The following is a 19,137-nucleotide window of genomic DNA, read 5'->3' as shown; positions in this document are numbered from 1 at the left end:
GACGGACCGTGGACCGGGCCCGGACGACCGTGGACCGGGCCCGGACGACCGTGGACCGGGGTCGGGCGCATCGCCGGACGGCTCGGCGGCGAGGCGCGCCGGCCGGGCCGGAAGGGTGCTGCGGGCGGTCGTCGTCCCGCTGGCGTTGATCGGCCTGACCGCGTTGGCCGGGGTGGTGCTCGGCCGGGTGTACGCGGGCAGCCTGCTGACCCTGCTGGTCGTCGGCTCCGCGGCCGGTTCGGTGCTGGTCAGCGTTGCCGCGCGGCGGCTGCCGTCCTGGCTGGTCGCACCGGTGTCGGTGGCCGCGATGGCCGGTTGGACCCTCTGGTCGCTGCGGGTGGCGGCCTCCCGCGCGGACCTGCCGGGCGGTCTGCTGGAGGTGACCGCCGACGCCGCGCGCAACGGCATTCCCCGGCTGCTCACCGCGATGATTCCGGTGGAGCCCACGCCGGACACGGTGCTGGTGCCGGTGGTCGCCGCCTGGCTGGCCGGGCTGGCGGGCGCGGAGGTGGCGCTGCGCACCGGCCGGGTGCTGCTGGGCTACCTGCCGGCGGCGGGGCTCTACGCCGCCGCCCTCTACGTGGTCGGCCCGAACGCCGAACCGGCGATCGGGGCGACGCTGGCGTTCGTCGCGGTCGCGGCGGTCGGCCTGGCGGCACCCACCGCTGCGTCACCGGCCGGTGGTGATCCGAGCGCCGACCTGGCTCCCCGGGTACGCGCGGCGGTGCGGGTGCGGCTCGCGGTCAGCGCGGCGCTCGGGGTGGCCGTGGTGGTCGGGTTGGTCGCACTGCTCGGCCCGGTGGTCGCCGACCAGGTCGACGGTCGGCCGGTGGATCCCCGCCGGTACGTGGAACCGCCGCAGGTGCAGACGCTGGACGAGAACCCGCTGATCCGGATCTCCGGTTGGGCGCTGAACCCGGAGCAGAAGCTGCTCGACGTGAGCACGGTCCGCTCCGGTGCCGCCGCGCCCAGCGCTGGTGCGGGTCCGGATGGAGGCACCGGCGAGGGGCCGGCCGCGCCGGGCGACGCCGCTGGCAGTGTGCGGATCCGGCTGGCGGTGCTCAGCGACTACGACGGGGTCACCTGGCGGGTCGGCGCGACGTACCGCAACGCCGGCCGGATCCTGCCGCCCTCGACGCCGGCCCGGGACAGCACCGTGGAGACGGTCCAGCAGCAGATCACCGTGGCCGAGCTGAGTGGCCGGCTGCTGCCCGCCGTGGCCACGCCCCTCGAGGTCAGCGGCGCCCGGGTGGCGTACGACCCGGCGACCGGGACGCTGATCCGGCCGGAGGGGCTGGCCCCGGGGCTGCGGTACACGGTGACCTCCGCGCGCGAGCGCCCCGACAACAACCTCCTCGCCACGGCGAACGTGCCCGCCGGCGCGGAGGTGGCCCGGGTGTTGCGGGTCGCCGACGGGGTGCCCGACCCGCTGCGCCGGCTGGCCGCACAGCTCGCCGAGGAGAACGGCGCCCCCTACGCGCGGGCCGCGGCGATCGAGCAGTTCCTGGCCGAGCACTACCGCGTGGTGGCGGACGCCCCGAGCGGGCACGCGTACCCGAACCTGGGTTTCTTCCTCTTCGGGCCGCGCAACGCCGGCGGGCAGGAGGGCACCTCGGAGCAGTTCGCCGCCGCGTTCGCGGTGCTCGGGCGGCTCTCCGGGTTGCCCACCCGCGTGGTGGTGGGCTTCGAGTCCAGCGGGCAGGGGCCGGTACGGGCCGGCGACGCGTACGCCTGGCCGGAGGTGCTCTTCGACGGGTTGGGCTGGGTGGCGTTCAACCCGCTGCCCCGCCCGGACAACGAGCCGAGGCCGGTGGAGGAGGACTTCCGCCCGACGCCGGAGGACCCCCCACCCTCGGAGGCACCGGCGCCCACCGTGGAGGCGACGGCGTCGCCGGAGCCGGTGGCCGCCCCCGACGGGCCGATCGACCGGGGCGGCGTGTCCACACCGGTGCTGGTGGCCGGGGGCAGCGGTGGCCTGCTGCTGCTGGTGGGGGCGGTGCTGCTCACCCTGCTGGCGATGCGCCGCTCCCTCACCCGCGCCCGACTCGGTCGGGGCGACCCCGGCCAGCGCATCGCCGGCGCCTGGCGGGAGGTCACCGACGCGTTGCATCTGGCCGGTCGGCCGGTCGGCCATGACCTGGCAGCCACCGAGGTGGCCGGCCAGGCCCGGCAGGCCCTCGCCGACGCCCTGATCGCCACGCGTCGCGACCAGCCCGGTCCGCCGGCCGGTGACACCGAGACCGGCCGCAGCGCCGGTACGGCAGAGGCCGCGGGCATGGGCGCCGGTGGCGTCGACGAGCTGGCGGACCTGCTCAATGAGGTGGGCTTCGCCCCGGGCGCGGCGACCCCCGCCCAGGCGACCCGGGCGGCCGAGGTGGCCTCGGCCTACGTGGCCACGTTGCGCGCCGCCCGCCCCTGGTGGCGCCGCCTGCTGTGGTCCACCCACCCGGCGCCGCTACGCCGCCGCCCGACCGACCGCTCCCCACGGTGATCAAGAGCTTTGCGTCACCGCCGGACCCGTCCCTGACGCCAACCTCTTGATCACCTGAGAGGGGTCGGGGGCGGGCCGAGGGCGTTAGGCCGTTAGGCGGCGGATGAGTTTGCGGAGGCCGGCCTGCCAGCCGTCGGGGTCCTCGGCGCGGCGGCGCGCGTAGTCGGCTACCTCCGGGTGCGGCAGGATCAGGAAACGCTCCTCGGCCAGCCCGGCGATGGCTGCCTCGGCGACCTGGTCGGGGGTGAGCACCGCGCCGGAGGCCTCGATCACCCGGGCGCCGAGATGGCCCGCACGGATCCCGTCGGCGAGCATCGGGGTGTCCACGCCCTGCGGGCAGAGCGCGCTGACCCGGATGCCCCGGTCCCGGTAGGTGATGGCCAGCCACTCGGCGAACCCCACGGAGGCGTGCTTCGTCGCGGTGTACGCGGCATCGCCCACCGCCGTCAGCACACCCGCCGCCGAGCAGGTGTGCAGCAGGTGGCCGCCGCCGCGGGAGAGCATCCCGGGCAGCACCGCCCGCGCCGAGTAGACATGGGCGAGGACGTTGACGCGCCAGGCCCGGTCCCAGCCGGCGTCGTCGACCTCCACTCCCCCGCCGGTGGTCACTCCCGCGTTCGCGCAGAACAGGTCGATGCGCCCGTACCGCCGCTCGGTGTCGTCGACCAGCGCACGGACCTGGTTCTCGTCGGTGACGTCGAGGGCGGTGGCGTGCGCGACCGGGCCGATGCCCTCGGCGACCGCGCGGGCCGCGTCGGCGTCCAGGTCGGCGATCACCACGGCGGCGGCGCCCTCGGCGGCGAAGCGGCGCGACAGTGCCGCCCCGATACCGCCGGCGCCGCCGGTGACCACCACGATCCGGTCGGTGAGGTTCACGTCGACGCTCCCACGGGGTCGGTGCCCAACTGGGCGATGAGGGTGGTCAGTGCGGCCGCGCCGCCGGCGGTGACCTCCGGGGTGGGCAGCAGCGCGAAGACGGGCACGTCCACGCCGGCGTCGGCGTAGCGGCGCACCTGGGCGCGGCACTGCTCCGGTGAGCCGTGCAGCACCAGCGCGTCGACCACCTCGTCCGGCACGGCCGCGCTGGCACCACGCCGGTCACCGGCGGCCCAGGCCTCCCACATCGGCGCGAGCACCTGGTCGCGACCGAGCCAGCGGTGGAACTCGGCGTACGCCGGGACGGTGAGGTAGCTGGTGATCAGCCGGCGGCCGAGTGTCCGGGCGTAGGCGGCGTCCTCGGTGGGGCAGACGAAGATCCGGGCGGCGACCTCGAAGCCTTCGCGGCGCTCGCCCAGCTCGGCGAGGGCGCGCGGCACGTCGTCGGCGCCGAGCCAGTTGAGGATGACGCCGTCGGCTTCCGCGCCGGCCAGCCGGAGCATCCCCGGGCGCAGCGCGGCGAGCAGGATCGACGGCGGCACCGCCGGCGGCCGTTCCAGGGTGAACCGGCGCACGGTGAAGGTGTCGTAGACCTCGTCCACGGTCTCGCCGCGCAGCGCGGCGCGCAGGAAGCGCAGGACGTCCCGGGTCCGCCGGAACGGCTCCTCGAACCGCACCGCGTTCCAGTCCCGGACCAGCACCGGCGAGGACGCGCCGATGCCGAGCGAGAACCGGCCCGGCGCGGCCTCGGCCAGCGCCGCCGCACTCATCGCCAGCAGCCCGGGCCCCCGGGTGAAGACGGGGGTGATCGCGGTGCCCAGCCGCAGCCGGGGCTGCCACGCCGCGGCGAGCGCCAGCGGGGTGAACGCGTCGGTCCCGGCGACCTCGGACGACCAGACGTCGGTGAACCCGGCCCGGTCGAGCGTCGCGTAGACCGCGGCGTGGTCGGCCAGCGGGATCCCGCCCAGCGGCACCGTCATGCCCCATCGATTCGTCACCGATCGATCGTGCCCGTTGACGGGGTCCACGAGCAAGATCTCCGGGATGGCCGGATTTACCGGTACCGGGCAGCCCGGACACCGGGCGGTGCTACGACTGCCACGTGGAGCGAACCGACGGCGCAGGCCGCTGACCATGGGTTCTGAGGCATCGGGACGCCTGCAACCGGTGCGCGCGGGCGCCGTTCCCGACCGGGCGACCTTCCTGGAACTCTTCTTCGACCTGGTCTACGTCTTCGCGCTCACCCGGATCTCGGCGCGCGCGTTCGAGGACCTGACAAGCGAGCCGGGCCGGGTGCACGGCTGGGCGGCGATCACCGGGAGCGGCAAGACGCTGCTGTTGCTGCTGGCACTCTGGGCGCTCTGGCAGGGCACCGCGTGGACGACCAGTCGCTACGACCCGTACAAGGTGCCACTGCAGGCCGTCGTGATGATCGCGTTGGTGTGCAGCATGGTGATGGGGGTGGCGACCCCGCGGGCGTTCAGCCAGACCGGGTTGATGTTCGCGCTGGCGTACGTGGTGGCGCAGGTGTCCCGGCCGCTGATCCTGTCGCTCAAACTGGGCCCGCACGAGTACCGCCGGCTGAAGGTGCGGATGACGGTGGTGTACGCCACCAGTGGCGTGTTCTGGATCGGTGGCGCGCTGCTGCCGACCAACGCGCAGGTGGTGCTCTGGACGCTGGCGCTGGCCATCGAGTACGTGGCGGGCCGGTTGGGCTGGCCCGTGCCGGGACTGGGCCGGTCGTCGATGTCGAAGTGGGACATCGCCGGGGAGCACCTGGCCGAGCGTTACCAGCAGTTCTTCCTCATCGCGCTGGGCGAGACGATCCTGGTGGCGGGCTTCGCGTACAGCAAGGGGCCGTACCAGCCGGCGCACGCGGCGGCGTTCGCGTTCGCGCTTGCCAGCTCGATCGTGCTGTGGCGGATCTACTTCCAGCGCGCCGGGCAGATCCTGGGCGAGGCCGTCGCGCAGGCCCGGCACCCGGCCAACATCGGCCGGTCGGCGGCGGACACCCACCTGCTGATGGTGATCGGCCTGGCCGCCAGCGCCGTCGGCTACGAGCTGATCATCGAAAATCCGATGGAGCGCATCCCCGGTTCGTGGCTGGCGATGGTGCTCGGCGGGCCGACGCTGTTCCTGGCCGGCCGGGCCCGCTTCGAGTACGAGGTGTTCGGGCGGGTCTCCCCGTCCCGGTGGCTCGCCATTCTGGCGCTGGCGGCGGTGGCGGTGCCGCTGCTGTTCCTGCCCGGGCTGGCGGCGACCGGCACCGGGGTGGTGGTGCTGGCCGCCGTGGCGGTCACCGACGCCCGCAGAGCCCGTGGCACCCCACCGGAGGCGGCGGCGACACCGTTCTGAGTCATCGAAGCACGGCGATGTCGTCTCCGGGGGGCAGGTTAATCTCGGCGGGTGACCTTCTCCCTCGTGGCCCGCTCTGCCGACGGCCGTTCGCACGGCGTCGTCGTGGCCAGCAAGTTCCTCGCCGCCGGGGCGCTGGTGCCGGCCGCGGAGGCCGAGATCGGCGCGCTGGCGACCCAGGCGCACGTCAACCTCGCCTACCGCCCGCAGGGGCTGACCCTGCTGCGCACCGGGGTGCCGGCTGCCGACGTGGTGGCCGGCCTGGTCGCCGCCGACGCCGAGCGGGAGCACCGCCAGCTCGGCGTGGTCGGGGCCAGCGGGCCGGGCGCCAGCTGGACGGGCCCTGCCTGTCACCCGTGGGCCGGCGGTCGGACCGGCGACGGTTGGGCCGCGCAGGGCAACATCCTTGCCGGCCCGGAGGTCGTCGACGCGCTGGGCGACGCCTGGCTGGCCGGCGCGGCGCTGCCGTTCGCCGAGCGGCTGGTCGCCGCGCTGCGCGCCGGTGACGAGGCCGGCGGCGACCGCCGGGGGCGGCAGAGCGCCGGCCTGCTGGTGGTCGAACGCGGCGCCGGGTACGGCGGCAGGAGCGACGTGCTGGTCGACCTGCGGGTCGACGATCACCCCGATCCGGTCGCCGAGCTGGGTCGGCTGCTCGCCGTGCACACCCTGCTGTTCAGCCGGCCCGACCCGGCCACGCTGCTCGACCTGAACGGCGCCGTCGCCGACGAGGTGGCGACGTTGCTCACCGCGCTGGGCCATCCGGTGGCCGGCGACGGGCCGGAGGCGGCACTGGTCTCCTGGGCGGGGCTGGAAAACCTGGAGGAGCGGCTCGTGCCGGGTCGGATCGACCCGGTGGTGCTGACGCACCTGCGCCGCGTCGCCCCGCACGTGCCCGCACCGCGCTCGGCGAGCTGATCGGGGTCAGCTGCCGAAGGCGAGCCAGCGGAAGCCGGCGGCGTCGACGGCCGCCCGTTCCGCGCCGCTGAGCGCCGCCCGCCCGGTGGTCTTGCGGATCAGGGTCAGCCGGTCCCAGCGCAACTCGGCCGGCACCGCCCGCCCACCGGTGAGCAGGTCGGCGATCACCTCCGCCGCGGGCGCGGTGAGCCAGGGCGGCCGGTCCAGCGCGGCGGCCAGGTCCAGGCCGTGCACGCCGACCTCGACGACCCGGGTCCGCAGAAACTCGGTGAGGCGCATCGCGTCACCGTGCCGGGTCCGTACCACCTGTCCGGGCGGGGCTGCGGCGACCGCGGCGTCAGCGGCCCGCCAGACCCGGTCGAGGTGGGTCAGCGCCTCCTGGTCCACCTGCCGGGCGTCTCGCCGGCCTCCGGCGATCCGGGCCGCGTCCACCTCCGGGGTGAACTTCGCCGCGCCGAAGTAGGCGGCGGCGTCCACCTGGGCAGTGGGCGGGGCGGGTGCGGCGAGCATGTCGGTGACCCGGCCGACGCCGGTGCGCACGTGCGCGATCAGCTCCCGCACCGTCCACGGCGGGCAGCCGGTCGGCCGGTCGAGGTCCGTCTCGTCCAACTCGGTCAGGATCCCGGCCAGTCGGGCGCACTCGGCGCGGAACGCCGCGCGGACCAGATCCACGCGCCGCTCAGCCCTTGACCCGCGGCACCAGCCGGTGCACGACGCTGAGCACCAGCGCCATCACCACGGCCATCGTGCCGGCGATACCCGCGGCGCTCCCCGCGTACGCGACGAAGAGCGGTCGGCGGCTCAGCTCGTCCGGCCCGGTGCCGCGCAGATCGACCAGCCAGGACAGGGCCAACCCGCAGGTGATCAGGGCGAGCACGCCGGCCGCCCCGAGCAGCAGCGCGGCGAGGCGGTGCGCGTCGCCCGGGGCGACCTCGGCCTGCTCGCGCTGGGTGATCAGCAGGACCAGCCCGGCCAGCGCCGCCCAGACGCCCACGACCAGGTACGCGGCGACCGCGTCACTGGGCCGGTGCCAGCCGGCGGAGAGGGTGGCCACCCCGGCGGCGGCGGCGTACGCGGCGGCGAGGAAGGCGCCGACGGCCCGCACCTTGCGCGGCAGCACGAGAACCAGCGCGACCGCCACCGCCGCCGCCACCGTCGTGTGCCCGCTGGGCAGGCTGTTGCCCACGGCGGCCCGCTCGGGGTCGAGGCCGTAGTCGGGCCGGCTCAGCCCGTACTTGAGCAACTGGGTGGAGACGTTCGCTCCGGCGATCAGCAGGGTCGCGGTGATGGCCAGGGCGATCCGCCCCCGGATGAGGGCGATGAACCCGATCATCGCGGTGGCGGCCAGCAGGGAGACCACCGACATCGCGTTGAGGAGTTTGTCCACCGGGCCGTCGATGCGGTCCTGGCCGATCCGGTTGCCGGTCAGCGCGACGGTGTCGACCCACTGGCCGATCTCGGTGTGCACGGCCACCCGCCAGACGACGAGGAAGATGACTGTCTGGACAAGGGCCAACACGACCAACCAGACCGCCGTCCAACCCCTTGCCGTCGCACGCATCCGCACACCGTAGCGGCAGGTGTCGGCACGCCGGCGGGTGGCCCACCGACGGTCGGTGGATAGGTTGGAGCGGAGGCGAGGAGGTGGCGGTGGGCGGCACACCGGAGCAGGACGCCGGCCGGGCCGCGCCGGGCGCGGACAAGCAGACCGGGGTCCCTGGCGGGCCGGCTGGCGGCGAGTCGTTGGCGGATCTGCTGGGCGGCCGGCGGGGTGCCGTCGATGCCACGCTGCCACCGCTGGCGTTCGCGGCGGGCTGGCTGCTCGGCGGCGAGTCGCTGTGGGCCGGGGTCGGCGCGGCGGTGGCCGTCGGCGGGGTGGTGGCCGGCGTGCGACTGCGTCGCGGTGACCGGCCGCGCTCGGTGCTGATCGGCCTGCTCGCCGTCTGCGTCGCGGCGTTGATCGCGCTGCGCACCGGCCGGGCCGAGAACTTCTTCCTGATCCAACTGCTCTCCAACGCCGCCAGCGCGTTGGCCTGGGCGGTCAGCATCGTGGTGCGGTGGCCGCTGCTCGGGGTGCTGGTGGGTGCGGCGCTGGGTCAGCGGGCCAGGTGGCGGCGCGACCCGGTGCTGCTGCGCGGGTACGGCCGGGCTAGCTGGGTGTGGACGGCGACGTACGTGCTGCGGGTGGCGGTGTTCGTGCCCCTGTATCTGAGCGGGCAGGTGCTCGCGCTGGTGGTGGCCCGGGTCGCCCTGACCTGGCCGCTGGTCGCGGCGGCTCTGGCGCTGAGCTGGGTGGTGCTGCGCCGGTCGCTGCCGCCCGGGCACCCCGGGTTGCGTCACCCGGTCACCGATCAGCCGGCCCCACCTCCCGCGCCGAACCCGGGGGCGTTGCCGAGGGGCAAATAAGTGGAGAGGCCGCCACGGGGGGAGCGGCCTCTCCGGTGACGTACGTTACTCCGTCGCCGTCACCGGTGTGATCCCGTGACGGCCCGAATTTCTGGGCTTTTTCGCGGCAGCCTCCAGTCCGGGCGGTGGGGCGGGCCGACCGATCCGCTGCGTTGGCCGGATGGCCGGCCCACCCCGGCCTGACCGTGGGAGTCAGGCCGTTCGCCGGCCGGGTCCCGATCCCCCGGCCCCGGCCGGACCCCGGGAGCGGGCGGCGCGCACGCCACCCCCTCCCGGAGGGCTGTCAGCCGTTCGGGAACAGGTTGCCGTAGTCGGCGTACGCCATGGCGACGTCGGCCTGCGCCCAGAACCGGTGGTAGTTGAAGCTGGGCTCCGCCCCGCCGTTCAGGTACGCCTGCACCTTGGGCCAGTCCGGGTCGTTCTTGTAGAAGGACCGGATGTCGAGGAAGCTCTTGCCAGCGGCGATGGCGTCGCCGTTGGGCATCTTCCCCGTCCAGCCCGGCGGGACGTAGAGGCCCTGCCCGCTGGCGGCGTCGTAGGTGTCGTCGAAGCGCCGGTAGTCGCCGCGCTTCTCGGTGGTGGAGACACCCTTGGCGTCGCTGGCCGCGTGGAGCGCGTCGAGCAGACCCTTGGCGGTGTTCTTGGCCGCCACGTTGCCCGACTTGGCGGCGTACGCGATGAGGGTTCGGGCGTAGGCGGCGGCGACGCCGACGTCCTGCCCCTTGACGGTGACCTCGACGTGCAGGTCGGTGTTGGGTTGCGGGCTGGCCGGGTTCCAGGTGGTCGGTTGGCCGGTCCACTTCATGTCCGACGGGATCGACCAGTTGGCGCCGACGGTGGTGTTGGCGATCGCCCAGGGCACCCACTTGTCGAGCAGCGCCTTGGCCTTGGCGTTGCCGGTCTGCTGGTACAGCTCGGCGATCCGCTGCATCGACCAGGCCTGCATGCCGAACCACTGGTTGGACGGCGGGTCGTTGTAGACCGGGTCGACGTCGTAGTACATGCCGTAGAAGGTGCTGGTGCCGGCTGGCGGCTGGCCGTAGTTGCCGCCCCAGCTGTTGGTCGCGCCGCCGGCGATGCCGCCCTCGGCGGACTGCAGCCAGGTGTAGAACTCCAGCTGCCGTTCGAAGCTCTTGGTCCAGTCGGCGACGGCGGTCGGCGACTGGGGCTTGAGCTCCGGGGTGTTGGTCAGCGCCCAGGCCGCGAACGGGTTCTGGTAGCCGAAGTGGTTGTGGCTGGAGCCGATCCGCCAGGACCAGTTCTGGCTGGTCTCGTACGCTCCGCCCCAGGCGTAGTACCAGGACATCAGGTAGTGCGCGGAGTCCTTGCCGCTGCCGGCCGGGCAGGCGCTGGCGCCGACGCAGTTGCCGATCTTCTTGAAGTACTTGTCGAACATCGAGTAGCGCAGGTAGTCGCCCATCTTGGCGGCCTTCGCCACGGTGGCCGCGACGTCGGCCTGCTTGCCCTGCGCCTTGGCCCAGGTCAGTGCCCAGTACGCGGCCTGCACGGCGCGGGCGTCGGCGTCCGGGGCGTTGGTGTACTTCCACTGCTTGGCCGGGGCCGCCGACTCCTTGACGAACAGGTCGAGGTAGCCGTACTGACCGCCGGCGGTGAACGTGTCGCAGGACGGCTGCGGAACGGTCTCCCAGACCGACTCCTGGGTGCCCCGCTGGAACGTGTTGATGTACGCGGGCCGGGTGGTCTTGTCGCCGCAGCGGCCGAAGCCGTACGTGTTGTCCACGTCGATCAGCCAGTGCATGCCGTAGATGTCACCGGTGCCGTAGGTGGACTGGAGTTCGCCGCGCAGCGGGTCCTGACCGACCGGCACGTTCGCCTCCAGGGCGGACGGGTACTGGCTGGGCAGGTCGTGCTCGGCGGCGTACTGGGCGGTCCCGGCGGCCCCAGCCGTGGGCTGGTCTGAGTGATTCGGAATTATATATTTCTCCATCACCGTCCAGGCGTTGTTGAACGGTGCCCAGTTCTGCGTGACGCGGCCGTACTGGGCCTCCAGCCAGAGCCAGAAGCTGAACGCCTCCGAGGTGGTCTCGTGCCCGTGGTCGGGCGCCTCGACGATCAGCGTCTCCACCGAGTGGTACGGCACGCCCTCGGGGCTGAAGTACCCCGAGTTCTTGATCTTGCCGTACTGGTCGAGGAAGCGCGCGGTGTAGACGTTGTCGCCGCCCGGAACGTCGTTGTCCGCCTCGGTCGCGGTGACGGCGAGCGGGGCGTAGCCGGTCGCCGAGGCGGTGACGGTGGCGGTGCCGCCGGCGGTGTCGGCGTCCTCGGCCGCCGCGACGGTGACCGCGACCCCGGTGTTCCAGTTGCTCGGGGTGAGGCTGACCGTGGCGGGCGAGACGGTGATGTCGGCGTCGCCGGTGCGGGTCAGGGTGACCGGCACGGTGGCCGCCGGGGCGGCACTGAGCTTGAGGTTGACCGTGGAGCTGCCGCCCTCGGCGACGGTGACCGCCGACGGTGTGGCGATCAGCGTCGGCCCGGAGGCCGCGCCCACGGTGAACGACTTCTCGGCGGTGGCGCTGAGGTTGGCGTTGTCGTACGCCTTGGCCTGGACGGTGTAGGCGCCCGCCGGCAGGTCTTCGAGGGTGTAGCCGTACGGGGCGGTGGTGTCGGTGTTGACGAGCAGGCCGTTGCGGTAGAACTCGACCTTGCTGATGGTCCCGTCCGGGTCGCTGGCGGTGGCGGTCAGCGGCACGTCGGCCGGCGCCTCGAACGGGCCGGCCGGCACGGTGAGGCCCACGGTCGGCGGCTGCTGTGGCGCGCCGCCGCAGGTGACCCCGTTGACGGCGAACGAGGTGGGCTTGGCGTTGGTGCCGGTGTAGGAGCCGTTGAAGCCGATGTTGGTGCTGGCACCGGTACCGAGGTTGCCGTTCCACGACTCGTTGGTCGCGGTGACCTGGTTGCCGGTCTGGCTCCATCGTGCCGACCAGCCCTGGGTGACCCGCTGGTTGCCGGGGAAGGCGAACGTCAGCGTCCAGCCGGTGACCGGGTCGCCGAGGTTCCTGATCGTCACGTTGGCGCTGAAGCCGGTGCTCCAGTCGTTGGTCGCGTAGACCACGTCGCAGGCGGGTGCGGCCTGCGCGGCGCCGGCGGGCAGGGTCACCCCGCCGGCGGCGAGCGCGGCGGCGGCGATGATCGCCACTCGACGGCGTCGTGCCAGATGTCTCATGTGCGCGGTGTCTCCTCGGACCAGGCCGGGTTGGTCCCGGCGAGGCGCCTGCCCGCGAGGGTGGTGGTGCGCGGGGAATTCGAGGCGCCGGGAAGGTGGTCGCCCCGGGCCCGGCCGGGGATCGGCGGTGCGGCCGGCGCGGGACGGGTCCCGTCGGCCGCGCTCGGGTGACCGTGACCGGAGTACGTGCTCCCGGCTGCCCTCGGTGGACCCGCGCCACGCGATGTGGCTCCTGTCGCGTTGAATCGACAGTCTGCCATGGAAGCGCTCCCACAACAAGCACGCGACGGGACGGAGCAGAGCCTTGTTTCGATCTCGTTTTGGGTCTTTCACAAAGCCGTGACGGGGGTTACAGTCGCAGCATCGTCGATGGGAGCGCTTCCATCGATGAAGGTTCCAACAAGAAGATCACCGGGACCGTCTCTGACGGGCCGCGGGGAACCAGCCCGAGGGCCGACGACGGGCCAGCCCGGACGCCGTCGTCAGCCATCATCCCGCCACAGGGAGGGAGGTGGAACCAGAGCCACTCGCGTGGCCCGGCTCCCGCGCGACACGCACGGCAGGACCGACATTCCGCCCGTGTGTGTGCAGTTACGGTGGGGACGGGGGTTGCCCTCCCCCGTCCCCACACTAAACCCCCGTACACGATGGGAAAAGAGGCCGACGGGACAGGCGCACCGCGCCGCCCGGTCGGCCTCGTTCGCTGTCCGGGGTCCGCAGCACCTCAACCCGCCACTGCCGGCCGACACGACGGCCGGCTGACCGGGCTCGCCGCCCCTGGCCTATCCTGGGAGCGCTCCCGAATCTCGGCGGTGGCCCCGTATCCACGAGGAGAATCCATGTCGATACCTACCGGGCCCGCCGGCCCGCTGCGTTTTCCCCGCGACTTCGGCTGGGGCGCGGCCACCTCCGCGTACCAGATCGAGGGCGCCGCCAAGGAGGACGGCCGCGGCGAGTCGATCTGGGACACCTTCAGCCGCGCCCCCGGGCGTACCCGCAACGGCGACACCGGCGACGTCGCCGCCGACCACTACCACCGGTACGCGGAAGACCTCGACCTGATGCGCGACCTCGGGCTGCGCAGCTACCGCTTCTCGATCTCCTGGCCGCGGATCCAGCCCGACGGCACCGGCACGCCCAACCAGCGCGGGCTCGACTTCTACCGCCGCCTCCTGGACGGCCTGCACGAGCGCGGCATCGCGCCGATGGCCACCCTGTTCCACTGGGACCTGCCGCAGGCCCTGCAGGACGCCGGCGGCTGGGAGTCGCGCGACACCGTCCACCGCTTCGCCGACTACGCCAACGCGGTCTTCCGTGCCCTCGGCGACCGGGTGCCGGTCTGGCTCACCGTCAACGAACCCAAGACCGTGGTGCAGAACGGCTACCTCAGCGGCCACCACGCGCCCGGCCGGCAGGACCCGGACGCCGCCTACCTCGTCGCCCACCACCTGCAACTCGCCCACGGGCTCGCGGTCCGCGCACTGCGCGCCGCCGGCGGCACCGGCCGGATCGGACCGGCGCTCAACCTGCACCCCTGCTACGCCGCCGACGACTCGCCGCAGGCCGCCGCGGCCGCCCGGCTCTACGACGGGTACGAGAACCGCCTCTACCTCGACTCGCTGCTCAAGGGCAGCTACCCGCAGGACGTGCTGGCCGACCTGGGCCCGCAGAGCCGAATGGTCCGCGGCATCCAGGACGGCGACCTGGCGATCATCTCCTCGCCGGTCGACCTGCTCGCCGTGCAGTACTACACGCCCATCTACGTCACCGCCGACGGCGGCACCGAGCACCGCTGGTCGACCTCCGAGGCCGAGTGGCAGCAGATCTACCCCGACGGGATGTACGACATCCTGACCCGGGTCACCCGCGACTACGGCCCGATCCCGCTCACCGTCACCGAGAACGGACTGCCCACTCCGGACACCCTGGCAGCGGACGGCACCGTCGACGACACCGGCCGGATCACCTTCCTGCGCGACCACCTCGTCGCCGTCCACCGGGCCATCGCCGCCGGGGTTCCGCTGGAGAGCTTCCACGTCTGGTCGCTGCTGGACAACTTTGAATGGGCCGAGGGGTACGACCAGCGCTGGGGACTGGTCTACGTGGACTACGCCACCCAGCGGCGGGTGCTCAAGCGCAGCGCCCACTGGTACCGGTCGGTGATCGCCGACGGCGGCCTCTGAGCGGGGCCGCCCGGTGCGGCCGGACCCGGACGGCTCGGCTCAGGTGAGCCGGTGACCGTCCGGGGCACGGCCGGACCGTCTCAGCGGGGCAGCGCCTGCTGCAACTCCGCGCGCAGCGCCGGGGTGAGCATCTCCCCCGCCTGCTTGGCCAGCCGGGCCATCTCGTAGCCGACCACGCCGATGTCCGCGTCACCCGCGGCCAGCGTGGCGAGGATCGATCCGTCCCGCACCTGCATCACCAGGAAGTAGCCCCGGCCCATCTCGACCACCGTCTGCTTGACGACGTCACCGTCGAACATCTGGGCCGCGCCCGCGGTGATGCTCATCAGGCCGGAGGTCACGGCGGCGAGCTTGTCCGCGTTGTCGCGGGGCAGGTTGTCGGAGATCGCCACCAGCAGCCCGTCGGAGGAGACCACCACCGCGTGCGCCACGCCCGGCACCCGCTCCGCGAAGGCGCTCACCAGCCAGCTCAGGTCCCGTGCCTCCTGGCTCAACGTCGTCACTGTCGTCGTCCCCCTTCATCGTGCCCCCCGGACGGTGGCACGGGTATCTCGGTGGTGTCCTCGGCCTCGGCACGCCGTACCCCGTTGTAGAGCCGGGAAAGCATGCCACTGACCGCTTCCGGGTCCAGGTCGTCGCGCACCGGCGCCGATTCCGGGCGGGCCGGGCGGGTGACCGCCGAGAGCTGTGCCATCGGCACCCGGACCGGCAGCCCCCGCTCGTTCGTGCCGGCCGTCACCGGGGTGGCCGGCGGCACGAGCGGCTGCGGCCTCGCCGGCTCGGCCGGACCCTCCCCGGACCACCAGCCGCCACCGTTGCCGGCCGGGGCCGGAGCGAGCACGTCCTCGGCGCGGACCGGTACCCCGCGGCCCTGGCGCGGCACGGCGACCCCCGGCGGCCGACCCGCCACCGGCAGGTCCAGTGGCGTCATCGCCGGCCCCGGCACACCGCCCGCACGGGTGGCCCCGGGCACCCGCTGCGCTCCCACGCCCCGAGTGCCGTTCGCCGCCAGCATCCGGGCCGGCGCCGGTGGATCCAACTCCACCGCGCCCCGCGGGGCCAGCAACGCGGCGGGCAGCACGAGCCGGGCGACGAGACCGTCCTGGCCACCGTCCAGCCGCACCCGCACGCCGAGCCGGGCGGCCAGGTGGCTGACCACGAACAGGCCCATCCGCTCGACCGCCGCGACGTCCGCGGCCGGCGGGCTGGCCAGCACCGCGTTCGCCTCGGCCAACGCGGTCGGGCTCATGCCCAGGCCGCGGTCGGCGATCTCGATCAACGCGGCGGCGGCCTCGACCCGGGCGGTCACCACCACGACAGTGTCCGGGCGGGAGAACGCCGTCGCGTTCTCCAGCAGCTCGGCCAGCATGTGCACCAGCTCACCGACGGCGTGCCCGACCACGTGCACGTCGCCGACCGACTCCAGGCGGACCCGCTGGTACTGCTCGATCTCGGCGGCGGCGGCCAGCAGCACCGCACCCAGGCCCACCGGCCGGTTCCAGCGGCGGGTCGAGTCGGTGCCGGCCAGCACCAGCAGACTCTCGTCGTTGCGGCGCATCCGGGCGGCCAGGTGGTCCAGCTTGAACAGGTTCTCCAGCTGGTCCGGGTCGCTCTCCTCGCGCTCCAGATCGTCCAGCAGCTCCAACTGGCGCTCCACCAGCACCTGGCTACGGCGGGCCAGGTTGACGAACATCGCGTTGACGTTGCGCCGCATCGTCGCCTGCTCGACGGCGACGGTGACCGCGCTGCGGTGCACCGCGACGAACGCCTCGGCCAGCTCGCCGATCTCGTCGAGCGAGCGGACCACCGCCGGTGCGACCTCGATGCCGGGCACCCCGCCGGTGACGGTCCGCAACCGGTCCAGCGCGTCGGGCAGCTCGACCTGCGCGATCCGCAGCGCCTGGCTGCGCAGCAACCGCATCGACCGGGCGACCGACCGGCCGACGAGCAGTGAGATCAGCAGAGCCACCAGCAGCACCGCGACGATCCCGCCGACCACCAGCAGCGTGGTCCGCAGCTGCCCGGCGCTGACGTCGTCGGCCTGCCGCACGGCGTCGTCCAGCACCCCCGCCTCGACCTGCCGCAGCAGCTCCTGGCGCTGCTGGCTGGCCGCCCACCACTGCTCCGACGGCAGCACCTCGGGCGGCGCGTCACCGGCCGGCAGGCTGCGCTCCTCCAGCCGGGTGGCGACCAGGAACATCGGATCCACCGAGCTCTCGTCGTACCGGCGGATCTGGTCGGTGGTCGCGGCCACCCGGAACGCGCCGAGCGCCGTCAGTTGCTGGGCGCGCAGGTCGGTCAGGAGCACGCGGTCCTCGGTGCCGTACCGGCCGGCCCGCGAGGCGGCGTAGAGCTGGGCCCGCACCCGGGAGGAGAGCTCCTTGACCCGGGCGAGCTGGACGTAGCGCAGCACCGCGTCGCTCAACGCCGGCTGCTCCTGACCCGGCGTCGGCTCCGCCAGCAGGTCGAGCAGCGCGTCGACGGCCCGGTGGTAGTTGCTCAGGATGGTGTCGTTGCTGAGCACCGCGGGCGGGATGGCCGGACGGATGTCCTCCACCTGGTCGTACGCCTCGAGCACCTCGGAGAAGGCGACCCGCCAGGACGCGTCGGCGTCGGCCAGCGGCTCGGCCGCCCGGCGCAGGTCCACGATGGCCCGGTCGGTGGCCGACTGCAACGGCTTCAGGACCGTGGCCGCGGCCTCCCGGTCGCCGCCGCGGCGCAACTCCCCCAACTCCCCCGCGGAGCGGTCCCGCTCCTGCTGGAGCTGGTGCACCACCGCGGTGATCTGCCGGCCGATGCCGACCTGCCGGGCGAAGTCGTTCAGCGCGGTCGTCCGCCCCACCAGTGCACTCGTCTGCACCCCGGCGAGCACCAGGAACGCCACCGACGGCACCACCAGCACGGTGGCCAGCTTGGTGCTCATCCGCCAGTCCCGCAGCCGGAAGGGCGAGCGGCGGCGGTGCGGGACAACACGGACGTCGAAGCGGCGCCGGCGATGGTTCGACACCGCGCCGTTCGCCGGGTCGGGACCTACCGCCACCCCTGCCTCCTCCGTCCTGCCGCGTCCACCGCGGTCCGGGGAGCGCAGTCCATCCAACCAGGCTCGGGAGCGCTGTCAACGGCCCGAACGTGGGGGAAGTTCAGGAAGGATACTGCGGGTGGGAACGTCATGTCGTGGTCGGTAAGACCAGCTCGTCCGTCCGGCCGATGTCGGCGAGCTCGACGGCCTCCTCGTAGCGCCCCAGCGCCACCAACGCCGCGCCGGTCGCGCCGATCTCCGGGTTGCGCTGGTGCGACACCGGTCGCGGCGCGAGGGCGCTCGCGAAAGCCTGCCGCCACCACACCGAGGCGGCCATCGCACCGCCGCCCAGCACCACGTCCACACCTCTGTCGATCGTGGACTCCAGCACCGCGAGGTCCTCGGCGACCAGCTCGCACAGCCCCTGCATCAGACCGGCCAGGATGTCCACCGCGGTGGTGCCGAAGCTGAGCCCGCGCAGCTCACCCGTCCCCGCCGGGGCCAGCCCGGGCGCCCGGTCGCCACCGAAGCGGGGATCGGCCGGCCGACCGCCGCCGGCGGGCACCAGCGCCAGCGCCGCGTCCAGCTCGGCGCCCCGGGGCAGCCGCAGCTCCCGGTCGGCCCAGGCGAAGAGGTTGCCGCCACTGGAGTACGCCGCACCGGTCACCACGTGGTCGTGGTCGACGCGGTAGCGCCAGAGCCGTTCGGGCAGCCGGGGCAGCGGCTCGCCGGCCGGGATCCGCTGCATCAGGCGTACGGCCGCGGAGGTGCCCACGGTGACGGCGACGCGGCTGGGGTCCACGCAGCCCGAGCCGACGTTCGAGGCCCCGCCGTCGCCCACCGGCGGCGACCAGCGGGCCTCCGCCAGCTGCGGCCAGCGGCGGGCGCGCTCGGGCCGTAGCCGGCCGTGCCAGTCCAGCTCGCCCAGGTGCGGCAGCTCCTGCGGGCGCGCCCCGGCCAGCGACAGGGCCTCGTCGTCCCAGGTCAGGCTGCCCAGGTCCAGCAGGCCGGTCCCCGACGCCTGGGAAACGGACATGGGTGCCGCCACGAGCAGCTCGCCCAGCACGTACTCGGGCAGGCCGACGAACCGGGCGATCGGCGTGCCGGACCGCTCACGCAGCCAGGGCAGCCGCACCGTCCAGTAGTTGCGGTGCCACCAGCAGCCGGTGCGCTGGTGGAAGTCGTCCGGCTCGGCCGGGCCGGACGCCCCGTCGAGCGGCGTCGGCCGGGTGTCCAGCCAGGTGAGCACCGGGCCCAGCGGGGTGCCGTCGCGGTCCAGCGGAAGCACCGAGTGCCACTGCGCGGACACCGCGACCAGCTCGACGTCGCGCAGGTGACCCGCGGCGGCCAGCTCGTCGAGGCACTCGACCAGGCAGGCGAGGTAGGCGGGGCCGGAGAGGGTGCCGGTGCCGTCCTCGCCGATCGTGAGGCTGACCTTCCGCCGGGCCAGGGCGCCGGGCAGCGGTTGGGTGTCCCCGTCCAGCACCAGCCCGCGTACCGAGGAGGTGCCCAGGTCGAGCGCGAGAATGTTCATCGCCGGTCAAGTTACCCGGTGCCGACCGTGCCGGAACGTCGGTCGGGCGGGGAGCGCCGGGACACGCTGATCGGGTTCCGGGGCGGTCCTCGGGCGCGTAGGGTGATTGGCATGCTCGCGCACCTGACCTGCTGGTGGCCCGCCGACCCGGCGGCCACCCCCCGCGCGTAGCTC

13 protein-coding genes are annotated in these 19,137 nt (G+C 73.9%); 5 read left to right on the top strand and 8 right to left on the bottom strand.

Features of this window, described 5'->3' with window-relative positions; translation table 11 throughout:
• Positions 1-115 precede the first annotated feature (115 nt).
• Positions 116-2,491, top strand: a complete 2,376-nt coding sequence (locus ACTWLT_RS21305) for a transglutaminase TgpA family protein (RefSeq protein WP_445319971.1) — start codon at positions 116-118, stop codon at positions 2,489-2,491.
• 84 nt (positions 2,492-2,575) lie between these two features.
• Here ACTWLT_RS21305 and ACTWLT_RS21300 read toward each other — a convergent pair whose 3' ends face one another.
• Positions 2,576-3,367, bottom strand: coding sequence for an SDR family oxidoreductase (locus ACTWLT_RS21300; protein ID WP_445319892.1), 792 nt, complete (start codon positions 3,365-3,367; stop codon positions 2,576-2,578).
• A complete protein-coding gene (locus ACTWLT_RS21295; protein WP_252418334.1) occupies positions 3,364-4,347 on the bottom strand; it encodes an LLM class F420-dependent oxidoreductase in 984 nt (327 codons plus the stop codon). The genes ACTWLT_RS21300 and ACTWLT_RS21295 overlap by 4 nt, the downstream gene beginning before the upstream one ends.
• Before the next feature lie 154 nt (positions 4,348-4,501).
• On the opposite strand from ACTWLT_RS21295, the gene ACTWLT_RS21290 reads away from it, so the two are divergent.
• On the top strand, positions 4,502-5,722 hold the full coding sequence (locus tag ACTWLT_RS21290) for a low temperature requirement protein A (RefSeq protein ID WP_445319891.1): 1,221 nt from the start codon (positions 4,502-4,504) through the stop codon (positions 5,720-5,722).
• Positions 5,723-5,773: 51 nt separating this feature from the next.
• Positions 5,774-6,637 (top strand): DUF1028 domain-containing protein, encoded by an 864-nt coding sequence (locus ACTWLT_RS21285; RefSeq protein ID WP_445319890.1) that lies wholly within the window; start codon positions 5,774-5,776, stop codon positions 6,635-6,637.
• A gap of 6 nt (positions 6,638-6,643) precedes the next feature.
• Here the strand turns inward: ACTWLT_RS21285 and ACTWLT_RS21280 are convergent, their stop codons facing one another.
• Together ACTWLT_RS21280 and ACTWLT_RS21275 are read right to left on the bottom strand one after the other, a co-directional pair.
• Positions 6,644-7,309: a maleylpyruvate isomerase N-terminal domain-containing protein gene (locus tag ACTWLT_RS21280; protein WP_445319889.1), complete on the bottom strand. Its 666-nt coding sequence runs from the start codon at positions 7,307-7,309 to the stop codon at positions 6,644-6,646.
• Between the two features lie 7 nt (positions 7,310-7,316).
• On the bottom strand, positions 7,317-8,204 hold the full coding sequence (locus ACTWLT_RS21275) for a phosphatase PAP2 family protein (RefSeq protein ID WP_445319888.1): 888 nt from the start codon (positions 8,202-8,204) through the stop codon (positions 7,317-7,319).
• A gap of 185 nt (positions 8,205-8,389) precedes the next feature.
• On the opposite strand from ACTWLT_RS21275, the gene ACTWLT_RS21270 reads away from it, so the two are divergent.
• Positions 8,390-9,043 carry a DUF3159 domain-containing protein gene (locus tag ACTWLT_RS21270; RefSeq protein ID WP_445319970.1) on the top strand — a complete coding sequence of 218 codons (654 nt, stop codon included), beginning with the start codon at positions 8,390-8,392 and terminating at the stop codon, positions 9,041-9,043.
• A 283-nt stretch (positions 9,044-9,326) separates the two neighbouring features.
• On the opposite strand, the gene ACTWLT_RS21265 is transcribed toward ACTWLT_RS21270, so the two are convergent.
• Positions 9,327-12,227: a glycoside hydrolase family 48 protein gene (locus ACTWLT_RS21265; RefSeq protein ID WP_445319887.1), complete on the bottom strand. Its 2,901-nt coding sequence runs from the start codon at positions 12,225-12,227 to the stop codon at positions 9,327-9,329.
• Positions 12,228-13,066: 839 nt separating this feature from the next.
• Here ACTWLT_RS21265 and ACTWLT_RS21260 point away from each other — a divergent pair.
• Positions 13,067-14,410, top strand: coding sequence for a GH1 family beta-glucosidase (locus ACTWLT_RS21260; RefSeq protein ID WP_445319886.1), 1,344 nt, complete (start codon positions 13,067-13,069; stop codon positions 14,408-14,410).
• A gap of 80 nt (positions 14,411-14,490) precedes the next feature.
• Here the strand turns inward: ACTWLT_RS21260 and ACTWLT_RS21255 are convergent, their stop codons facing one another.
• The 3 genes from ACTWLT_RS21255 to ACTWLT_RS21245 all read right to left on the bottom strand — a co-directional run bounded on the left by ACTWLT_RS21255 (position 14,491) and on the right by ACTWLT_RS21245 (position 18,963).
• Positions 14,491-14,913, bottom strand: a complete 423-nt coding sequence (locus ACTWLT_RS21255) for a roadblock/LC7 domain-containing protein (protein WP_252418275.1) — start codon at positions 14,911-14,913, stop codon at positions 14,491-14,493.
• Complete coding sequence (locus ACTWLT_RS21250; protein WP_445319885.1) at positions 14,910-17,450, bottom strand: sensor histidine kinase; 2,541 nt, start codon at positions 17,448-17,450, stop codon at positions 14,910-14,912. Before ACTWLT_RS21250 ends, ACTWLT_RS21255 begins: the two co-directional genes overlap by 4 nt.
• A gap of 127 nt (positions 17,451-17,577) precedes the next feature.
• A complete protein-coding gene (locus tag ACTWLT_RS21245) occupies positions 17,578-18,963 on the bottom strand; it encodes an FGGY family carbohydrate kinase (protein ID WP_445319884.1) in 1,386 nt (461 codons plus the stop codon).
• Positions 18,964-19,137: the final 174 nt, after the last annotated feature.

The sequence above is a fragment of the Micromonospora yongxingensis genome, assembly GCF_052601155.1.
This window is presented reverse-complemented; position numbering and strand designations above follow the sequence as displayed.

What these genes read in the sequence shown, in the direction of transcription:
- ACTWLT_RS21295 (WP_252418334.1), bottom strand. Translation starts at nt 4,347, where the DNA reads ATGACGGTGCCGCTGGGCGGGATCCCGCTGGCCGACCACGCCGCGGTC.
- ACTWLT_RS21260 (WP_445319886.1), top strand. Translation starts at nt 13,067, where the DNA reads ATGTCGATACCTACCGGGCCCGCCGGCCCGCTGCGTTTTCCCCGCGAC.
- ACTWLT_RS21245 (WP_445319884.1), bottom strand. Translation starts at nt 18,963, where the DNA reads ATGAACATTCTCGCGCTCGACCTGGGCACCTCCTCGGTACGCGGGCTG.
- ACTWLT_RS21265 (WP_445319887.1), bottom strand. Translation starts at nt 12,227, where the DNA reads ATGAGACATCTGGCACGACGCCGTCGAGTGGCGATCATCGCCGCCGCC.
- ACTWLT_RS21290 (WP_445319891.1), top strand. Translation starts at nt 4,502, where the DNA reads ATGGGTTCTGAGGCATCGGGACGCCTGCAACCGGTGCGCGCGGGCGCC.